Origin of the sequence: Kineococcus halophytocola (assembly GCF_041276425.1) — a bacterium.
GTDB lineage: Bacteria > Actinomycetota > Actinomycetes > Actinomycetales > Kineococcaceae > Kineococcus > Kineococcus halophytocola.
The window spans coordinates 216,999-235,473 of record NZ_JBGFTU010000001.1; the positions used below are offsets into that span (position 1 = coordinate 216,999).

At 74.5% G+C, this 18,475-nt stretch carries 21 protein-coding genes and 1 riboswitch; of the genes, 14 read left to right on the forward strand and 7 right to left on the reverse strand.

The annotated features are described in order from the left end of the window. Positions 1-51: 51 nt before the first annotated feature. Both AB2L27_RS01130 and AB2L27_RS01135 read right to left on the reverse strand, forming a co-directional pair. Positions 52-2,100, reverse strand: coding sequence for an alkaline phosphatase (locus tag AB2L27_RS01130; RefSeq protein WP_370439610.1), 2,049 nt, complete (start codon positions 2,098-2,100; stop codon positions 52-54). Positions 2,101-2,278: 178 nt separating this feature from the next. After that, positions 2,279-2,734, reverse strand: a complete 456-nt coding sequence (locus AB2L27_RS01135; protein ID WP_370439611.1) for an Lrp/AsnC family transcriptional regulator — start codon at positions 2,732-2,734, stop codon at positions 2,279-2,281. 102 nt (positions 2,735-2,836) lie between these two features. Here AB2L27_RS01135 and AB2L27_RS01140 point away from each other — a divergent pair, with 102 nt between their 5' ends. After that, positions 2,837-4,513, forward strand: a complete 1,677-nt coding sequence (locus AB2L27_RS01140; RefSeq protein ID WP_370439612.1) for an alpha-keto acid decarboxylase family protein — start codon at positions 2,837-2,839, stop codon at positions 4,511-4,513. A gap of 57 nt (positions 4,514-4,570) precedes the next feature. Next, a riboswitch (guanidine-III (ykkC-III) riboswitch) is annotated at positions 4,571-4,634 on the forward strand. Positions 4,635-4,645: 11 nt separating this feature from the next. After that, positions 4,646-4,960, forward strand: coding sequence for a DMT family transporter (locus AB2L27_RS01145; protein WP_370439613.1), 315 nt, complete (start codon positions 4,646-4,648; stop codon positions 4,958-4,960). Positions 4,961-4,975: 15 nt separating this feature from the next. Here the strand turns inward: AB2L27_RS01145 and AB2L27_RS01150 are convergent, their stop codons facing one another. Next, a complete protein-coding gene (locus AB2L27_RS01150) occupies positions 4,976-5,512 on the reverse strand; it encodes an SRPBCC family protein (protein ID WP_370439614.1) in 537 nt (178 codons plus the stop codon). A 31-nt stretch (positions 5,513-5,543) separates the two neighbouring features. Beyond that, the gene (locus tag AB2L27_RS01155; RefSeq protein WP_370439615.1) at positions 5,544-6,731 is read right to left on the reverse strand and encodes an MFS transporter; all 1,188 of its coding nucleotides are present in this window, start codon (positions 6,729-6,731) and stop codon (positions 5,544-5,546) included. A gap of 40 nt (positions 6,732-6,771) precedes the next feature. On the opposite strand from AB2L27_RS01155, the gene AB2L27_RS01160 reads away from it, so the two are divergent. Then, positions 6,772-7,434, forward strand: coding sequence for a GntR family transcriptional regulator (locus AB2L27_RS01160; protein ID WP_370439616.1), 663 nt, complete (start codon positions 6,772-6,774; stop codon positions 7,432-7,434). A 253-nt stretch (positions 7,435-7,687) separates the two neighbouring features. On the opposite strand, the gene AB2L27_RS01165 is transcribed toward AB2L27_RS01160, so the two are convergent. Continuing rightward, the gene (locus AB2L27_RS01165; RefSeq protein ID WP_370439617.1) at positions 7,688-8,122 is read right to left on the reverse strand and encodes an acyl-CoA thioesterase; all 435 of its coding nucleotides are present in this window, start codon (positions 8,120-8,122) and stop codon (positions 7,688-7,690) included. 1 nt (position 8,123) lies between these two features. Further along, on the reverse strand, positions 8,124-9,911 hold the full coding sequence (locus AB2L27_RS01170; protein ID WP_370439618.1) for a putative bifunctional diguanylate cyclase/phosphodiesterase: 1,788 nt from the start codon (positions 9,909-9,911) through the stop codon (positions 8,124-8,126). Positions 9,912-10,179: 268 nt separating this feature from the next. Between AB2L27_RS01170 and ppk2 the strand changes: the two genes are divergently transcribed. The 10 genes from ppk2 to AB2L27_RS01220 all read left to right on the forward strand — a co-directional run bounded on the left by ppk2 (position 10,180) and on the right by AB2L27_RS01220 (position 16,495). After that, a complete protein-coding gene (gene ppk2, locus AB2L27_RS01175) occupies positions 10,180-11,046 on the forward strand; it encodes a polyphosphate kinase 2 (protein WP_370439737.1) in 867 nt (288 codons plus the stop codon). Between the two features lie 120 nt (positions 11,047-11,166). Further along, a complete protein-coding gene (locus AB2L27_RS01180) occupies positions 11,167-12,384 on the forward strand; it encodes an inorganic phosphate transporter (RefSeq protein ID WP_370439619.1) in 1,218 nt (405 codons plus the stop codon). Between the two features lie 15 nt (positions 12,385-12,399). Continuing rightward, the gene (locus AB2L27_RS01185; RefSeq protein ID WP_370439620.1) at positions 12,400-12,699 is read left to right on the forward strand and encodes a hypothetical protein; all 300 of its coding nucleotides are present in this window, start codon (positions 12,400-12,402) and stop codon (positions 12,697-12,699) included. Between the two features lie 13 nt (positions 12,700-12,712). Further along, positions 12,713-13,018 carry a DUF3349 domain-containing protein gene (locus AB2L27_RS01190; protein WP_370439621.1) on the forward strand — a complete coding sequence of 102 codons (306 nt, stop codon included), beginning with the start codon at positions 12,713-12,715 and terminating at the stop codon, positions 13,016-13,018. Between the two features lie 56 nt (positions 13,019-13,074). Next, positions 13,075-13,479: a fluoride efflux transporter CrcB gene (gene crcB, locus AB2L27_RS01195; protein ID WP_370439622.1), complete on the forward strand. Its 405-nt coding sequence runs from the start codon at positions 13,075-13,077 to the stop codon at positions 13,477-13,479. Next, positions 13,476-13,838, forward strand: coding sequence for a fluoride efflux transporter FluC (locus AB2L27_RS01200; RefSeq protein WP_370439623.1), 363 nt, complete (start codon positions 13,476-13,478; stop codon positions 13,836-13,838). Before crcB ends, AB2L27_RS01200 begins: the two co-directional genes overlap by 4 nt. A 14-nt stretch (positions 13,839-13,852) precedes the next feature. Then, positions 13,853-14,398, forward strand: coding sequence for a SigE family RNA polymerase sigma factor (locus AB2L27_RS01205; RefSeq protein WP_370439624.1), 546 nt, complete (start codon positions 13,853-13,855; stop codon positions 14,396-14,398). After that, the gene (locus tag AB2L27_RS01210) at positions 14,383-14,853 is read left to right on the forward strand and encodes a hypothetical protein (protein WP_370439625.1); all 471 of its coding nucleotides are present in this window, start codon (positions 14,383-14,385) and stop codon (positions 14,851-14,853) included. The genes AB2L27_RS01205 and AB2L27_RS01210 overlap by 16 nt, the downstream gene beginning before the upstream one ends. Before the next feature lie 44 nt (positions 14,854-14,897). After that, positions 14,898-15,533, forward strand: coding sequence for a hypothetical protein (locus tag AB2L27_RS01215; protein WP_370439626.1), 636 nt, complete (start codon positions 14,898-14,900; stop codon positions 15,531-15,533). Beyond that, the gene (locus AB2L27_RS01220; protein ID WP_370439627.1) at positions 15,452-16,495 is read left to right on the forward strand and encodes an amidoligase family protein; all 1,044 of its coding nucleotides are present in this window, start codon (positions 15,452-15,454) and stop codon (positions 16,493-16,495) included. Before AB2L27_RS01215 ends, AB2L27_RS01220 begins: the two co-directional genes overlap by 82 nt. Here AB2L27_RS01220 and AB2L27_RS01225 read toward each other — a convergent pair. Then, positions 16,462-16,728, reverse strand: coding sequence for a hypothetical protein (locus AB2L27_RS01225; RefSeq protein WP_370439628.1), 267 nt, complete (start codon positions 16,726-16,728; stop codon positions 16,462-16,464). The two genes, AB2L27_RS01220 and AB2L27_RS01225, sit on opposite strands and share 34 nt — an antisense overlap. A 121-nt stretch (positions 16,729-16,849) precedes the next feature. On the opposite strand from AB2L27_RS01225, the gene AB2L27_RS01230 reads away from it, so the two are divergent. Beyond that, positions 16,850-18,424 (forward strand): CYTH and CHAD domain-containing protein, encoded by a 1,575-nt coding sequence (locus AB2L27_RS01230; RefSeq protein WP_370439629.1) that lies wholly within the window; start codon positions 16,850-16,852, stop codon positions 18,422-18,424. The last annotated feature ends 51 nt before the right edge of the window (positions 18,425-18,475 follow it).

Below are 18,475 nucleotides of genomic sequence, written 5' to 3' on the forward strand. Positions count from 1 at the left end.
CCTCGGGATCGAGACCGGGGATCCGGCGTGCCCACCGTCGGGGCGGCACGGTCAGCTGACGAGCGCGCCCGTCGTCGCGGCCGCAGCCGACGCCGGGGCGGCCGTCGCGGCCACCTCGGTCTCGGCGAGCTTGCCGGCGCTGCTCTTGAGCGAGTACGTCGGGATCTGCAGGCCCATCGCGGCGCAGATGGCGTGGAACACCTCGGTGTTGTCCAGCAGCTTCCCGAACTCCTGCGACCCCGGGCCGGAGGCGCCGATGTAGACGTCCTCGACCGTGTGCACGCAGTTCGTCTGGTCCAGCGGCAGGTTGCCGATCTGGACGACCGAGCCCGGGTCGCGCGCGGGGTTCGGGAACGCCCGCTCGGTCACCGGGTCCTCCAGCGCCGGCTGGGCCAGGACGGCGTTGTGCGCGAAGTCGTCCGGGTGGTCGGGGTGGTTGGACCAGCCGAAGAACAGCTGCACGTCCGGGTTCGGGTCGTCCGGGAACCCGTCGCCGTTGGAGTCGACGTAGGTGGGGAACCCGGCGTCGGCGTACACGCCGTTCTGCTGGCGGGCGGGCGAACCCTCCTTGGACAGGGTGTGGGTGCCCGCGATGCTCATGGCGTGGTTGTGGTCGGCCGTGATGACGATGAGGGTGTCGTCGCGGTCCTTCGCCCACTCCTTCGCGGCGGCGAGCGCCTGGTCCAGCTCGATCGTGTCGTAGACCGCGCGCGGGCCGTCGAGGGGGTGCTCGGACTTGTCGATGGAGGCGGCTTCCACCATGAGGAAGAACCCGTTGTCGTTCTTCTCCAGGACCTTCAGCGCGGCCTTCGTCATGTCGACCAGACCGGGCTGGTCCGGGAAGGCGCCCAGGACCTCGGGGTTCGGGGTGATCTCGCGGTCGATGTAGACGTTGAGGTTGCCCAGGGTGAAGGTGCCCAGCAGCTTGTCCGGGGTGCCGGAGGCCATGACGGCGGCGAGCTCGGTGCGGCTCCCGGCGTAGGCGAAGCCCTTGTCCTTGAACTCCTCGATGAGGTTCCGGTCGTCCTTGCGCCGCGAGCCCTTCTCCGACTGCGGCAGGAAGGTGGCGCGGCCACCGCCCATGAAGACGTCGGGCATCTGACCGGGTTCGAGGGCCTGGTCCATGATGTCGACGTACTCCGACCGGCGGCGCGTGTGCGCGAACACGGCGGCGGGGGTGGCGTCCTGGACCTCGGCGGTGGTGACGATGCCGACGGACATGCCACGGGCCCGCTTGAGGACCTCGGCCATCGTCTCGACGTGGGGGCTGGCGGTGGGGTCCTCGGAGTTGCCGGGGTAGACGCCCATCGCGTTCACGGCGGACTTGTGGCCGGTCATGTACGCGGACATGGAGTTCGCCGAGTCGGTGGCGATGGAGTCCATGCCGGAGGTCGTGACGTTGCCCCGGTGGTCCATCGTGTCCATCTCGAGCAGGGCCTTGTACTTGCCCTCCACGATGCCCTTGGACAGGATCCGGGCGCCGGTGATGGCGGCCTGGCCCATGCCGTCGCCGAGCAGGAAGATGACGTTCTTGGCCTTCTTGCCCTTCGCCTCGGACAGGACGACCTCGTGCACGACCTCCTGGGAGGCCGACCCCGCCGAGGAGGTGACGGCGGCGGCGATGCGGTAGGTGCCCGCGGCCGGGTAGACGAGGTTCTTGAAGGTGACCTCGACCGAGTCCGCCGCCGAGCTGGTGCGGACGGGGGCGGGGCTGAGCAGCGGCGCGGGGCCGTTGCCGTCGCTGACCTTCACGACGATCTTCGTCGTCTCCGGGTCGACGCCGGTGGCCTCGACGCGCAGGTCGAAGGTGGCGCCGACCTGGAACTTGGCGTTGTCGATGGGCAGGACGCGCACGGCGCTGCCGGAGGTGGTGGAGGCGCGGACGATGCGGCGCACGGTGGTGCCGAAGTGGGCGTCCTTGGCGTGGAGCTGCGCGGGGACGTAGGCCGGCGCGGCGGACGCGGAGGAGGCGTCCACCAGGCCCTTGCCGAAGACGACGGCGGTCGCCAGACCGCCGGTGCCGAGCAGGCCGCGGCGGGTGAAGAACCCGCGCCGTTCCTGGGCGCCGTCCTCGTTCGGGGTGTTCTGCGTGTCGGGCACGAGTGACCTCTCGTCAGTGGTTCCCGGCGCTGAGCGCCGGCTCCGGGGGCAGCCACAAGCTGACAGGGCCCGGGGAACGGCGGCCGAACTCACCGCGAACGCCGGGTGCACGGTCGGTGCCCCGAGCAACGCGGCCCCGCGGGCGCCCAGCGGGTCGCACGGCGGGTCGCACGGGGCGTCAGTCGAGCAGGTGGTCCATCCGGTAGCCGAGGAGTTCGCGCAGCACGATGGACGTCGAGGTCCGGCGGATGCCGCGGCAGCGCATGATGCGCTGGGTGATGTCGTAGACGTGGTCGGCGTCGCGGGCCGCGATCTGGATCATCAGGTCGGAGTCGCCGGAGATGCCGAGGCACTCCACGACCTCGGGGATGCCGGCGATGTCCTCCACGAGCCCGGTGAACTCGCTCTGCTCGACACCCGCTGTGACCAGCGCCCGCATCGGCAGGCCCACCCGCCCGGGGTCCAGGCGGGTCGAGTTGGCCCGCAGCACGCGTTCGGCCGCCAGTCGTTCCAGCCGGCTGTGGACGGTGCCCCGGGCCAGGTGCAGGGTCAGCGCGAGCTGGGCCACGGTCGCGCGCGGATCGCGGTCCAGCGCGAGGAGGATGCGCCGGTCCGTGTCGTCGAGAGTGGTCACGTCGACCAGCCTAGGTGCCCCATCTCCGACCGGACTGGTCGGATCGACCAACGCGGCGCGCGTCTCTTGTGCGTTCCGACCGACTGGCGTGTCATCGGGGGCATGACCGCCACCGTCACCGTCGGCACGTACCTCGCCCGCCGGCTGGAACAGCTCGGGCTGCGCCACCTGTTCGGCCTGCCCGGGGACTTCAACCTCGGGCTGCTCGACGAGATGCTCGGCGGATCGGGTCTGCGGTGGGTCGGGTCGAGCAACGAGCTCAACGCCGGGTACACCGCCGATGGTCACGCTCGGTTGCGACGCGGGCCCGCCGCCTTCGTGACGACGTTCGGCGTGGGGGAGCTGTCCGCGGTCAACGCCACGGCCGGCAGCCGCGCCGAGGACGTCCCCGTCGTGCACGTCGTGGGCCTGCCGGCCACCCGCGCGATGGCCGAGGGGGCGCTGCTGCACCACTCCCTGGCCGACGGCGACTTCGGCCACTTCGTCCGCGTCGCCGCCGAGGTCAGCGCCTCGGCCGTCGTCGTCCGCACCCAGAACGCCGGCACCGCCGTCGACCGGGCCCTGCTCACCGCGGTCGGCTCCTCCCAGCCGGTCTACCTCGGCGTCCCGGCCGACGTCGCCGTGGCGCAGGTCCCGGCGGCCCCGCTGGCCCGGCCGCTGCGCGTCCTGCGCAGCGACCCCGCCGTCGCCGAGGAGTTCCGCGAGGCGCTGGCGGAGTTCCTCGACGGGGCGCAGGAGGTGACCGTCCTGGCCGGGCCGCGGTTGCACCGCCGCCACCTGGAGGACCGGGTGCGGGCCCTGGCCGCCCAGAACGGGGTCCGCATCGCGACGCAGTCGGCGTCCAAGGCGATGCTCGACGAGTCCCACCCGGCCAACCTCGGTGTCTACGCCGGCACCTTCACCCGCGACCCCGAGACCCGCCGGCGCGTCGACGAGGCCCGGCCGCTGGTCCTCGCCGGTGTCGTCATGACCGACTTCCTCACCGGTTCCTTCACCCACGGGTTCGACCCCGACGCGGCCGTCGACCTGCACCTGGACCACGCCCGCATCGCCGGGGCCGCGTTCTACGGGCTGTTCCTGGAGGAGTCGCTGCGCATCCTGGAGGAGGTGCTGGAGGCGCGGTCCCCGCGCCCGGCCCCGCTGCCGCGCCGCGCCGTCGCCCCGGCGCCCGAGCACGTCCCCGCCGACCCCGACGGCCCGCTCACCCACGCCGACCTGTGGCCGCTGCTGCAGGGCTGGCTGACCCCGGGCACCCTCGTCGTCGCCGAGGCCGGGACCTCGTTCTACGGGGCGCTGGAACTGACGCTGCCCGACGGGTGCGACCTGCTGGGGCAGCCGGTGTGGAGTTCCATCGGCTACACGCTGCCCGCCACGCTGGGGGCGATGCTGGCCGCCCCCGAGCGCGAGACCGTCCTGGTGATCGGTGACGGGTCGGCCCAGCTCACGATCCAGGAACTCGGCCGGCTGCTGACGTCGGGGCTCACCCCCACCGTGCTGCTCGTCAACAACTCCGGCTACACCGTCGAACGCGCCATCCGCAGCCCCGAGGCGCCTTACCAGGACGTCGTCGAGTGGGACTGGACCCGGTTGCCCGCCGCCCTGGGCGCGCCGGGGACCCCGGTGTTCCAGGCCCGCACCCCCGCCGACCTCGTCGAGGTCCTGGCCAAGGTCCGCGCCGACCGCGACTCCGGCGGGGGGCACGCGCACTTCGTGGAACTGTTCCTGCCCCGTGACGACGCCCCCGACTCCCTCGTGCAGCTGGCGCGTTCGGTGCGCTGAGCCGCCCACCCCCGTCGCGCCGGTTTGACCCGGGCCCCACCCCGGGGGAACCTGGGGCCAGCGCCGGTGACCGGTGCCCGGACGAGCCCGCCGTACCCGGACTGCGACAAGACGGTGGGGGAGGGTCTTCCCGTGGCGTGGCTCGTGCTCGTGCTGTCCGGTGTCCTGGAAGCGGTGTGGGCCACCGCCCTGGGCCGGTCGGAGGGTTTCACCCGCCCCTGGCCCACCGCCGTGTTCGCCGTCGCCGTCGTCCTCAGCATGGTCGGTCTGTCCTGGGCGATGCGCACCGTCCCGACGGGGACCGCCTACGCGGTGTGGGTGGGCATCGGCGCGGCCCTGACCGTCGGCTACGCCATGGCGACCGGCGCCGAGGCGGTGTCGGTGGCGAGGGTCCTGCTCATCCTCGGGCTGGTGGGCTGCGTCGTGGGGTTGAAGCTGGTCCACTGACCCCGGGGCGCCGGGTCAGCCGCCGAGGCCGGGCAGGTGCGCGGCGTAGGCCGCCCGCAGTTCCCGCAACCGCAGGTTCGTCGCCGTCCCCCACGCGCTCCAGTCGACCGAACCCCCCTCGAGGGCGACCGCGAGCTGGTCCAGGTGCAGGTGCCAGGCCGCGAGCGACATCGGGACCCACTCGTCCTCGCCGTCCAGGTCGTTCGTCAGCCGCAGCCGGGTGCGGGCGCGCAGCGCCCCGGCGTCGAGGGGTTCCAGCTCCCAGCGCAGCAGCCCGTGCTCGGAGTTCGTGTGCTCCAGCAGCCGGGGCGGGTCGAACGCCGTGATCCGCCCGGGCCACCACTCCAGGTCCTCCGGCGGGCCGGAGAGCCACTCCAGGGAGAAGTCCCCGCCCGGTCGCAGGTCGGCGCGCAGTTCGGCCCACCACAGGCGCGTGAGCGCCGGGTCGGTCAGCGCCGTCCACAGCGTCGCCACGGAGTGCGGGTACTCGCGCGCCAGCCGCAGCGTCGCGCGGTCCCCGCCGTGCAGGACGGCGTCACCGAGGAGGTCCACGGTGCCCATCCTCCCCGACGCCCCCGGGTGCTCAGGCGTGGGCGTCCCGGCGGGGGACCAGGGGCAGCGCCGCCAGCGGGGCCAGGGCGACGAGGGCGACCGCGCCACCGAAGCCGACGAGCGGGACGAGTGCGCCGATCCCGGGGCCGACCGCGGACGCGGCGAGGAACTGCCCCGTGTTCTGCACCCCCAGGGCCCGGCCGGCCCAGCGCGAGCCGGCTGCCTCGGCGACGGACGTGAAGGCGAGACCGTTGTCCGCGACGGAGATCGTCGTCGCGAGGACGAGCACGACACCCGTGAGCAGCGGGACGTGGCCGGCTCCGCTGAGCGCCAGCACGAGCAGGGCCAGCACCCCGGCCACCGCTACCCAGCGCAGGACGCGGACCCGGCTGCCGACGCGGTCGCTGAGCGCCCCGACGGCGATGCGGCCGACGGCCCCGACGAACTGCGCGGCCCCCACGAGGACCCCGGCCACCGTCGGGTCCCAGCCCAGGCCGACGGTCAGCCAGACGAGCCCGAACGTCGACAGCGTGAACTGCGGGACGACCAGCAGCAGGGAGACGGCGTGGACGCGCCAGAGGAACCCGTCGCGCCGGTAGGGGTTCGGGGTCGCAGTCGTCCCGGTGCGGGCGGCCCGGGGCGGGTTCCGGACTCCGACCGCGCAGGCGACGGCCAGCACCAGCAGGCCGGCACCGGCCAGAAGGAGCGGCGCGCCGGTGCCGTGGCGGGCGGCGAGCGGGGGGACGACGACGGCGGCGACGGCCACCCCGAGCGGCTGGGAGACCTGCCGGACGCCCATCGCGAGTCCGCGCCGCCGGGCCGGGAACCAGCCCACCACGACCCGTCCGCTCGCGGCGTTGGTGCTCGCCGAGGCGGCACCCCCCAGGGCGAGCAGCACGCCCAGCAGCACGAGGTCGTCGACGGGCGCGGCGACCAGGGCGGTCACCGCCGTGAGGGCCAGGCCGCCGGCGATGACCCAGCGCTCACCGAACCGGTCGGCCAGCGCACCCCAGGCGACGAGCGTCAGGACCATCCCAAACGTGGGGGCGGCGGCCAGCGTCCCGGCCCGCGACAGCGACAGTCCGTCGCGCTCGTGCAGGAGCGGGACGAGGTACACCGGCGTGCTCACGAGGAAGGTCCCGGCGGCCTGCGCGGCGACGCCGAGACCGAGCATCCGCCACGCGGCTCGCGGGACGGCGTCGTCGGTGTAGGTTGGCATGCCAACTTGGTATACCACTTTCGTCGACGGGGAGGCTGCCGTGGGTGAGGCGTACGAGGTGCTGCGCCGGGCCGTGCTGACGATGGAGCTGCTGCCCGGTCAGGCCCTCAGCGAACGGGGGCTGGAGTCCCTGGCCGGCGCCTCCCGGACGCCCGTGCGCGCCGCGCTGGTGCGGCTGGCGCACGAGGGGCTGACCGTCCGGGACGGCCGCGGCTGGCGCGTCGCGCCGCTGGACCTCGACGAGGTCCGGGCCGTGGTCGAGCACCGGGAGGTCGTCGAGTGCGGCGCCGTCGCCCTCGCCGTCGAGCGCGCCACCCCGGCCGGCCTCGACGCCGTCCAGGTGCTCGCGGAGTCCGCCGCCGACGACGCCGACACCGGTCTGCGCGACGGCGCCCAGTTCCACGTCGCCCTGGCCCGGCTGTCCCGCAACGACTTCCTCGCCGACGCCGTGGAGGGGGCGCTCACCCGCCTGGCCCGGACCCGCTGGCTGGAGGTGCGGTCGGGGGCGTCCCGGGAGCAGGCCCGCGCCGAGCACGTCGCGATCCTCGCCGCCGTCCGGGCGGGCGACGCCGACCGGGCCGTCGCCCTCGTCCGCGAGCACGCCCGCGGGACCCGCGACCGACTCCTCGCCCACCTCGAGGCCGACCGCCTCGGGCTGCGGAGCCGTGGGGTGGCCGTCGTCGGCGCGGCTCCGGCGGGGTGACCTCGGGAACGCCCGGGGACAACGCCCGGGGACACCCATCGGTGTCACCACGTGGAGTGAGCTGTGGGTGTCCCGATCACGTCGCCCTGACGACGTCGAGGGGACACCCACGGGTGTTCCCACACCCGTGCCCGCCCCCACACCCGGTCCGACGTGGGTGCACTCGTGGGACCGGCTCGCCGGTCGCGATCACGACGCCCGCACCGTCCCCACGCCCGGTCCCACGCCCCGCTCGCGCCGCGCGTCGGCGAGGTCAGGCCGTCGTCATGGAGCTGGGGATCCGGTCCCGGTCGTACGTGATCGTCGAGTACCCGTGCGCGAGCGGCTGCCCGTCCGCGTCGAGGTTCACGAACACGATCTTCTCGATCGTCAGGATGCTCTGCCGCGTGATCATGTTCCGCACCTCGGCGCGCATGGTCAGCGACGTCCGGCCGAAGCGGGTGGCGCGCAGCCCCATCTCGACGAGGTCGCCCTGCTGAGCGGAGGAGACGAAGTTGATCTCGGAGATGTACTTCGTCACGACCTTGCCGTTGCCGAGCTGCAGGATCGCGTAGATCGCGGCCTCCTCGTCGATCCAGCGCAGCAGGCTGCCGCCGAAGAGGGTGCCGTTGGCGTTGAGGTCTTCCGGGCGGACCCACTTCCGCGTCCGGAAGTTGATGCCGTCCTCATCGGGTGTGGTGGGTTCCATGTCAGGACAACCTAGGGGACGACTCCCGGTCCGTGGGCACCGCGGTGGGCGCACCGAAGACGACGTGCGCCGGGGCGGGGCGGGCGATGTGGAAGCCCTGCAGCCCGTCCACGCCCAGCCGGCGCAGCTCCCGGGCCTGCTCGGCCGTCTCCACCCCTTCGGCGGTGACGCGCACGCCGAGACCGGCGCCGAGGTTCGTCAGCAGTTCCACGACGGCGCGGTCGCCGTCGCGCGTGAGCATCCCGCCGACGAACGAGCGGTCGATCTTCAAGCCCTGCACGGGGAACGCGGACAGGTGGCGCAGGCTGGACGCGCCCGCGCCCATGTCGTCGACGACCAGGGCGATCCCGGCCCGCGCGAGCCGGTGCAGGCGCGGCGCGGCGGCCTGGACGGTGCCGAGGGAGGCCGTCTCCGGCAGTTCCAGCCGGAGACGGTCGGGGGAGGTGGCGTGCCGGTGCAGCAGCCCGAGGAGGTCCTCGTCGAAGGTCGGCGACTCCAGGGCGGCCGTCGAGACGTTCACGTTGATCGAACCGGGGGCGCCGGGGCGACCCCGCCAGCGCGCCTGCTCGGCCAGGGCCAGGCCGAGGACGTGCAGGTCCAGCTCGACCGACAGCCCCTCCTCCCGGGCCGCCCGCAGCACTCGGTCGGCCCCGAGCAGCCCGGCCCGGGGGTGCTGCCAGCGCACGAGCGCCTCGGCGCTGAGCAGCCGGCCGTCGGCGGCGCTCACGATCGGCTGGAAGTGCAGCACCACCTCCCCCGCCGCCAGCGCGCGCGCCAGACCCCCGTCGGGGGCGGCCTGCGGGTCGACGCGCTGCACCGGCGCGACCCGGTCCCCGCCGGCCTGCTTCGCGGCGTACATCGCGGCGTCGGCCTCGCGCACGATGGCGTCGACCTGCACGTCCTCGTCCAGGGGACCGGACAGGGAGGCGCCGATGCTCGCGCTGCTGCGCGCACCCGCGGCGAGGTCCCCGTCGGTCAGGCGCACCGCCTCGAGGTGGCGACGGGCGACGGCTTCCAGCGCCAGCGCGGCCGCCCCCGGGGACGTCTCCGGCAGCCGGCAGGCCACGGCGAACTCGTCCCCGCCCAGGCGGGCCACGAGGTCCTCGGGCCGCGAGGCCGCCCGCAACCGCCGTGCCACCGACCGGATGAGCGCGTCACCGGCGTCGTGGCCGTGGGTGTCGTTGACGGCCTTGAGGCGGTCGAGGTCGATGAAGACGACCCCGACGCGGGCGCCCGGCTCCGAGCGGGCCGTCAGGACCAGGTGCTGCAGGTGGCTGAAGAACGCGCTGCGGTTGGCCAGGCCGGTGAGCCCGTCGCGGCTGGCGTGCCAGGCCATCCGCGAGGCCGCCGCCTCCAGCACCGACGTCACCGGCAGGCGCCGCCACTGCCGGTCGTCGCGCAGGACCAGGTCGTCGTAGCGGCGCTGCTCCGGTCGCTCGAACACGGCGGCCAGGGCGTCCCCGAGCGAGGCGGTCGCCGGCAGCGCGGCACCGTCGACGTCGGCGACCGCCGTCACCGACCGGCGCGCGAGCAGGGCCCGCCCGAAACCGAAGGGGCCGCTCATCGCCTGCTCGAAGCGCCCGCGCTGGACCGAACCGACCCGGCGGCCCCGGGAGTCCAGCACCACGACGCTGGAGTCCTCCTCCGGCCGCCCGGCCCGGAAACGCGCGTCGAGCTCCCCGCACGTGGTGGACGCGGGCACCACCCACGCCGGGACGGACAGTTCCCACAGCGAGGCCGCGGACTGCGCGGGCAGCGAGCTGAGGGCCACGGCGTCGATGATGGTCACGTCGCCGCGTTCGGCACCTCCGTCGCTCGGGTCCAGTCCCGACGTCGGGAGTTCACCTGGGGACACGGTCAACCACCTGTTCGGACGAGCAGCACACGGCGTCGTCGCGACGTTACCCGGTGTGCGGAACGAGGGGCGTCGAGGGGTCCGGGCAGAACTCCCACGACGCCTGTTCCTCCGGTGTTCACCCCGGGGACACCCGGACGACGAGTTGCGACACCCCGACCGCAGTTCCCTGCCAGCCGTGCAGCTCACCCCTGACCCGGGAATGTCCGTCCGGGACGACGAGGACGAACCCGAACTCCTGCTGGCCGACGGCCGGGCCGTCGACACCTGGCGCGAGGACTACCCCTACGACGCCCGGCTCGGTCGCGCCGAGTACGAGCACGACAAGCGGCTGCTGCAGATCGAGCTGCTCAAGCTCCAGCGCTGGCTGAAGGACTCCGGCGAACGGCTCGTCGTCCTGTGCGAGGGCCGGGACGCGGCCGGCAAGGGCGGCACCATCAAGCGGTTCATGGAGCACCTGAACCCCCGCGGGGCCCGCGTCGTCGCCCTGGAGAAACCCAGTGAGCGCGAGTCGACGCAGTGGTACTTCCAGCGCTACGTGCAGCACCTGCCCGCCGCCGGGGAGTTCGTCCTGTTCGACCGGTCCTGGTACAACCGCGCCGGCGTCGAGCGCGTCATGGGGTTCGCCACCCCGCAGGAGTACGACCGGTTCACCGCGCAGGTCCCGCTGTTCGAGCGGATGCTCGTCGACGACGGGATCCACCTCGTGAAGTTCTGGTTCTCGGTGACCCGCGCCGAGCAGCGCACCCGGTTCCTCATCCGCCAGATCGACCCGGTGCGGCAGTGGAAGCTGTCCCCGATGGACCTGGCGAGCCTGGACCGCTGGGACGAGTACACCGCGGCCAAGGAGGTGATGTTCACGCGCACGGACACCGACGTCGCGCCGTGGACCGTCGTCAGGACGAACGACAAGAAGCGCGCCCGGCTGGCGGCGATGCGGCACGTCCTGGCGCGGTTCGACTACACCGGCAAGGACGCCGAGGTCGTCGGGCGCCCCGACCCGCTGCTCGTCGTGCACGCCCGCACGATCCTGGAGGCCGACCGGCGTCCGGAGACCACGGCCCCCTGAACCTGCGTGCAGCCGGCGTTCACCGGGAGTTCCCCGAGTCGGGTGAACTCACGGTGAACTCTCCCGCGCAGGCCCTTTTCGGGTTCCCGGGGCAACCGCAACGGGTGCAGCCTCTCCCTCGTGGAGACCGCAACCGTCATCCTCGTGCTGGTCGTGGTGGTCGCTCTGTCCTTCGACGTCACCAACGGCTTCCACGACACCGCCAACGCGATGGCCACGTCCATCGCCACCGGAGCGCTCAAGCCCACGACGGCTGTCGCTCTCTCCGGGATCCTCAACCTCGTCGGGGCCTTCCTGTCCGTCGAGGTCGCCCTCACCGTCACGAACGCCGTCGTGAAGATCCAGGACTCCGACGGGTCACCGAAACCCGAACTCTTGCAGGGCGGTGGGTCCGCCCTGCTCCTCATCGTGCTGGCCGGCCTCGTCGGCGCCATCGCCTGGAACCTGCTGACGTGGCTGCTGGGTCTGCCGTCCAGTTCGTCGCACGCCCTGTTCGGCGGCCTGATCGGGGCCACCGTCGCCGGGCTCGGCTGGGCGGGCGTGAACTGGAACGGCGACGGCACGACGATCGACGGTGTCGTGGGCAAGGTCGTCATCCCGGCGGTCGCGTCGCCGGTGCTGGCCTGCGTGGTGGCGACCGTGGGCACCTGGCTCGTCCACCGCGTCGTCTCCGGCGTCTCGCAGCGCTTCACCGACCAGGGGTTCCGCTGGGGCCAGATCGGCTCGGCGTCCCTCGTCTCCCTGGCCCACGGCACGAACGACGCGCAGAAGACCATGGGGGTCATCACCCTCGGGCTCATCGCCTCCGGGCACTGGAGCGACACCGGGTCCGTCCCCTTCTGGGTCAAGGCCGCGTGCGCCCTCGCCATCGCCTCCGGGACCTACCTCGGCGGCTGGCGCATCATCCGCACCCTGGGCAAGGGTCTCATCGAGATCACCCCGCCCCAGGGCATGTCCGCCGAGACGTCGTCGGGGGCCGTCATCCTCATCTCCAGCCACCTGGGGTTCGCGCTCTCGACGACCCACGTGACGACCGGTTCGGTCCTCGGGGCCGGCGTCGGCAAACCCGGCGCCACCGTCCGCTGGCGGGTCGCCGGGCGCATGGTCGTGGCCTGGGTCATCACCATCCCGGCCGCCGGTCTCGTCGGCGCCCTCACCTGGTGGATCGGGCACGCGCTCGGGGGTGGTGTCGCCGGGGCGCTCGTCATCAGCCTGCTGCTGCTGGCCTTCGCGGTGGCCGTCGTGCGCCACTCGCACGAGAGCCCCGTCCACGCGGACAACGTCAACGACGAGTGGGACGCGACCGCGGGTGCCGAACGCACCCCGGCCACCGTCTGACCGGGAGGAACGCACGTGACGCAGACCCTCGTCCTCGTCGGGGACGCCCTCTGGAAGATCCTGCTGGCCGCCCTCGTCCTCGGGGCCGGTCTGCCCGTCCTGTTCTCGGCCGGCGTGCGCGCGATGGCCTTCGGGGCCGGTGGTGACGCCGAGACCGACCACGCACCCGGCCACCCGGCGGGCACGGTCCTCGCCGCCGTGTGCTTCGCCGTCGTCGTGGCGGCCGTGGCGCTCGGCATCACGTTCATCGTCGCCGGTGGGTTCGGCAAGGCGCTGAGCTTCGAGCACGTCTACCCGACCGTCGTCGACCAGTGAGGGGAACCCCTCGATGACCTCCACCACCCTGGCCGGCCGCGTCCTGGACTGGCTGCGCGCCGGCTACCCCGGCGGGGTCCCGCAGCAGGACTACGTCGTGCTGCTGGGCCTGCTGCGCCGCGAGCTCACCGACACCGAGGTCCGCGAGATCGCGGCCGAGATCGCCGGCCTCGCCCGGCAGGGGGAGGTGACGACCGTCGCCGACGTCGAACGCCTCGTCACCGCCGCGACCCTCGACGAGCCGTCCGAGGCCGACGTCGCCCGCGTCTCCTCCCACCTGGCCGCGGGGGGCTGGCCGCTGGCCGACCGGCCCTCCTGACCCCCGCCCGCCACGGGCCCGCGGACCGCGCGCGGGCCTGTGGCAGGGTGGCGCGCGTGACGGCCCCGCACCGCGACCCGCGCCTGGTCCTGCTGGTCGCGGCCGGCGGCGCGGCGGGCACCCTCGCCCGCTGGGCCGTCTCGGACCTGGCGCCCGCGACGGGTGCGCTGCCCGCGGCCACCCTGACCGTCAACGTCGTCGGGTCGTTCGTGCTGGGGCTGCTCCTGGAACGGCTGACCCGCCGCGGCCCGGAGACGGCGGCGGGCACCCGGTGGCGGCTCGGGGTGGGCACGGGGTTCTGCGGCGGCCTGACGACCTGGTCGAGCTTCGCGGTGGAGGTGGACCGGCTCGCCAGCACCGGCGCGGTCGGGACGGCCGCCGGGTACGCGCTCGTCTCGCTCGCGGCGGGGCTGCTCGCGGTCCTGGCCGGGGCCGCCCTCGGGGGGCGGGCCGCGCGGTGATCGTCCTGCTGACCCTGGCCGGGGGAGCCGGCGCCGCGGCCCGCTACGTCCTGGACGGCGAGGTCCGCGCGCGCCGGCCGTCGCAGTTCCCCTGGGGCATCCTCCTCGTCAACGTGCTGGGCTCGCTGCTCCTGGGGTTCCTCACCGGGCTGGTGCTGACCGGGGCCGACCCGCGGTGGGCGCTGGTCCTGGGGACGGGGTTCTGCGGCGGGTTCACCACGTTCAGCACGGCCGTGACGGACACGGTCCGCCTCGCGCGCGGCGGGTCGGTGCGCCTGGCCGCGGGGAACCTGCTGGGGAACCTGGCGGCGACGGTGACGGCGGCGGCCTTCGGGCTCGGTCTGGCCGTCCTGCTCTGAGGACGGCCAGATCCGTGCGCCGGCGAGGCAACCGGGAGCCGGTCCCCGTCGTCCTCCCCGGCGTGGGGGAGGAGTTCGAGGAGTTCGTGACCGCCGGCAGCGACCGCCTGCTGCGGCTGGCGCTGCTGCTCACGGGCGACCGGGCGCTCGCGGAGGACCTCCTGCAGGACGTGCTCGAACGCGTGTACGTCCGGTGGCGGCGCATCGAGGACCCGCACGCCTACGCGCGCACGGCCCTGGCCCGGCGGGTCACCGACCGCTGGCGACAGCGGGGCCGGCGCCCGCGGGAGGTGGCGCTGGAGGACTGGCACGGCGAGGCCGTGGCCGACGGGGCCGCCGAGCGCGCCGAGCGGTCCCGGGTCCTCGAGGCGCTGCGCGCGCTGCCGCCGCGCCAGCGCGCGGTCATCGTGCTGCGCTACTTCGAGGACTGGTCCGAGGAGCAGATCGCCGACCAGCTCGACGTGTCGCGGGGAACGGTCAAGAGCCAGGCGTCCAAGGGGTTGCGGACCCTGCGGACCCTCGTCGGGGAGGAGGTGGGTGCACGGTGGACGACCGGTTGAGCGCCTGGGAGGAACGGCTGAGCCGCGAGCTGGACCAGGCGGTGCGCGAGGTGCGGGCGCCGGCCGGCCTCGCCGCCGCGGCGCGCGCCGGTGGGCGGCGACGCCTGAGCCGGCGCCGCGCCCTGGTGGCCGTCCCGGCCGTCGTCGCCGCCGCGGGCGGCGCGGTGTGGGCGGGGACGTCCGGTCCGGCCCCGCAGGCCACGACACCGGCGGCCCCGTCCCCGGCCACCCCGTCGACCACGCCCTCCACGGCGCCGCGGACCCCGGTTCCGCCCGCGGACCCGCAGGCGGGGAAGCCGGCCGAGGAGATGGCGGCCGTCGACCGGTTCTACGAGCAGTACCGGTACAGCGACGCCGAACGGCTCGCCGGGGTGTGGAACGTCGACACCTGGGAGGCCAAGGTCAAGGGCGGCCGGCTGCTGCTGTCGGGCGGCGAGATCCCGGCCGCTCCGTGAGCGCGCCGGGCAACCCGGGACGGTCCGGCGGCGTCTGGACGGGCATGAGCCGCACACCGCACCGCACCCCCGCCCAGCGCCGCGCCGCCCGCGCCGTCACCGCCACCGTCGTGGCCGGCGGCCTGGCGCTGGCCGGCGGCAGCGCCTACGCCCAGGTCCGCGACCCCGGGACGGACCGTCCCGCCCCGGTCGCGGCGGAACCCGCCGCGGCAGGCGTCGCCGAACCCGTCGCCGAACCCGTCGCCGAACCCGTCGCCGAACCCGTCGCCGAACCCGCCGCCGAACCCGTCGCCGAACCCCTCTCGCCCGACGCTGCGTCCGACACCGCGTCCGACGACGCGGCCCGGCAGACGTACTTCGCGGCCGGGTACACCTACGACGACGCCGTCGTCCTCGGCGGCCGCTGGAACCTGGACTCGTGGGAGGCCAAGGCCGAGGCGGGACGGCGGCTGGCGGCGGGGGAGGCGCTGCCCGTCGCCCCGGGGTTCAGCCCGGTCGCGGACCCGTCCCTCGTGGAGGGTGACGGGTCGGTCGCGGCCGTGGACGCGTTCTTCGCCGCGGACCACGACTACGACGACGCGCTCGCGCTGGCGGCGGTGTGGAACGTGGAACCGTACGAGGCCAAGGTCACCGCCGGGCGGCTGCTCCTGGCCGGGGAAACCCTGCCGGTGGTCCCCTGAACGTTCTGCCCCGCACAGGGTTCGAGGTCGAGCTGCTCGCCCCGCGGGGGGCGAGCCGGCTCGACCTCGCCGTCGAGCTCGCCCGCCGCTGCGCGGGGCGGGTCCTGTGGCGGTTCCACGTCGACACCGAGTCCTCCGCGGCGCCGGGTGTGCGCACGTTCTGGCACCTGACCCCCGCGTTCGACGTCCTCGACGGCGCCGGACGGCTGCGTTGCTCGCTCGTGGACGACACGACGATCGTGGCCGACCTGGACGCGACCGCGCCACCGCGGCCGGGGTGGTTCCGCGTGCTGAGCGACGACCCCCGGTTGCTGCGGCTCGTGCAGCGGTACGCCGACCCGGAGGAGGGGATCGGGTCGGTGCTCGCGCCGGTCGCGGAGGTGTTCGGGGCACCGGTCGTCGAGGTCGGTGGCGTGCACCGCCTCGACGACGTCGCCGGGGCCACGATCGCCCTCGCCGCGCCCCTGCCGGGGGAGCGCGAGCGCCCCTGCGAACTCGTGACGCCGCCGTTCACCGAGGACCACGGGGAACGTCTCGAAGAACTGCTCGGGCCGGCCCGGGACCTGGGTTTCTCGGTGCCGCTGGAGGCGGCCGTCCACGTGAACCTCGATGCCGGGCCGTTCCGGGACGTGGCGGTGTTCCGGCGCCTCGTGGAGCTCTTCGCCGGGCGCGAGGACCTGCACCGGCGGTTCGGCACGAACCCGCACTGCCGCCGGCTGGGAGCGTTGCCCCCCGACCTGGTGGACCTGGTCGGCGCCGAGTGGGCGGGCTGGGAACCCCTGCGCGCCGCGGCGGCGCGCACGGCGGTGACGAAGTACTGCGACGTCGACGTGACCCGCGTGCTGGGGGTCCGGTCCGGGCCGGACGTGCTGGAGGTGCGGCTGCTGCCGGGGTCGGACGACGGGGTGGCCATCGCCCGGCAGGCGGCTCAGCTCCGGGGGTCCCTGCGTTCGACGAGGTAGGTGTGCCCGCCCCGGGTCACGCGTTCCCACTGCGCGTACCCGGCCCGGGCCTCGGCCTCGGTGCGCGGTCCCCGCTGCGGGCCCTCCTCGTGGGAGACCTGGGCCGGGCCGGTGAAGCTGAACACCGCGTCGAGGAACAGGTCCACGACCTTGTTCTTCGACGTCGGCCGGCGCAGCCGCACCGGGGTGCCGGCGTCGTGCCGGGGCGCCGGACCGGGAGATCGTTCGTGCATGAATCGTCAATGTACGCGCGTGGGCCGCACCCCTCAACGCGAGCTGCGTCACGTCCGGCCGGTGGGGCGCTGACCTGCGCGGATGGTGGCCCGTTCACCACCCCGTGGTAGGTGTGTGCCCATGCCGTCGCCCCGCCTGGCCCTCACCCGCACCTACCTCGCGCCGTCGGCCGATCCGGCGCCCGGTGGCGGGGAACTGCCCGGCGTCGCCGACGTCCGGGCCGAGGTCGAGGTGACCAGCGAGGAGACGCACTACGACACCAGCGACCTGGCCCTGGCCGCGGCCGGGGCCTCGGTGCGTCGCCAGACGGCCGCGCGCACCAGCCCCGCCCCCCGCGGCTGGATCCTGGAACTGCCCGGCCGCGGCCCCCGCACGCACGAGGTCCGGCAGGCCCTGGGGCGCGCTGTCCGGACGGCACCGGCTGCGCTGCAGCGCCTCACGTGGGCCGCCGCCCGCGGGCGCACCCTCGGCCCCGTCCTGGAACTGTCCACCACCGCCCGCCAGCGCGACCTGCTCGACGCCGAGGGTGACGTCGTCGCGCGCCTGACGACCCGGCAGGTGCAGGCGCGGGCCCTGGCCCCGGAGGACTCCTCCCCGCAGACGTGGGCGGAGTGGCAGGTCGAGGTCGTCGACGGCCGCCGCGACCTGCTCGACGCCGTCACCGACGCCTGGGAGGCCCTCGGCGCCGAGGAGTCCGACCGCACCGCCCAGCTGCGCACCGTCCTGGACGGCCCCGACGACGAGGACGGCCTGGACGCCGTCTCCGTCGACGACAGCGCCGGGGCGGTCGTCCTGGCCCGCCTGGCCCAGGACGTCGGCTGGCTGCTGTCGCAGGACCCGCTGGCCCGCATCGACGCCCCCGACGCCGTGCGGTCGCTGCGCGTGGCCGCCCGCCGCCTGCGCAACGTCCTGACCACCACCGCCCCGCTGTTCACCGAGGGCGCCACCGCGCCCCTGCAGGACGAGCTCGCCTGGATCGTCGAGGTCACCACCCCGGTCCGCGACCTCGACGTCCTGGCCGAGAAGCTGCTGGAGGACCTCGACGAGGAGGCCGCCGGGCACACCGCCGGGTCCGGCACCGGGGACCCGGCCGTCGTCGCCGACCGCGTCCGCGCCGTCCTCACCGACCGCGCCGCCGCCGCGCACACGGCCGTCCTGCAGGCCCTGGACTCCCAGCGCTACCGCGACCTCGTCGCCGCGCTGGAGGCCTTCGTCGCCGACCCCCCGACCCTCAAGGCCGCCCGCCGCGAGGCCCGCAAGGTGCTGCTGCCCCTGGTCGCGGACGCCCACCGCGCCGCCCGCGAGGCCTACCGCGACGTCGACCTCGACACCGACCTCGAGATCGACCACGACGTCGACCACGTCACCGCCGACGACGCCGGTGCCCTGCACCGGCTGCGCGAGGCCGTGGCCGCCGCGCGCGACGCGGCCGGGGTCGTGGCCCCCAAGGTCGGCGAACCCGCCGAGGAGTACGTCGACGTCCTCAAGGAACTGCTCGACCTGCTCGACGACCACGCCGACACCGTCCTGGCGCGGGAGTTCCTCGCCGGTCTCGTCGACGAGTTCGGTTCCGGTGCCTTCGTCCTGGGCCGCCTGCACGCCCTCGAGGAGGTCCGCTCCGCCGTCGCGTTCCACGACGTCGAGGAAGCCTGGGACGCGGCGAACCGCAAGAAGTTGCGCAAGTTCCTCAAGTGAGGTCCCCCGGGTGAGCGGTAGTTGCCCGGGGTGGTGCGTCGGTAGGGTCGC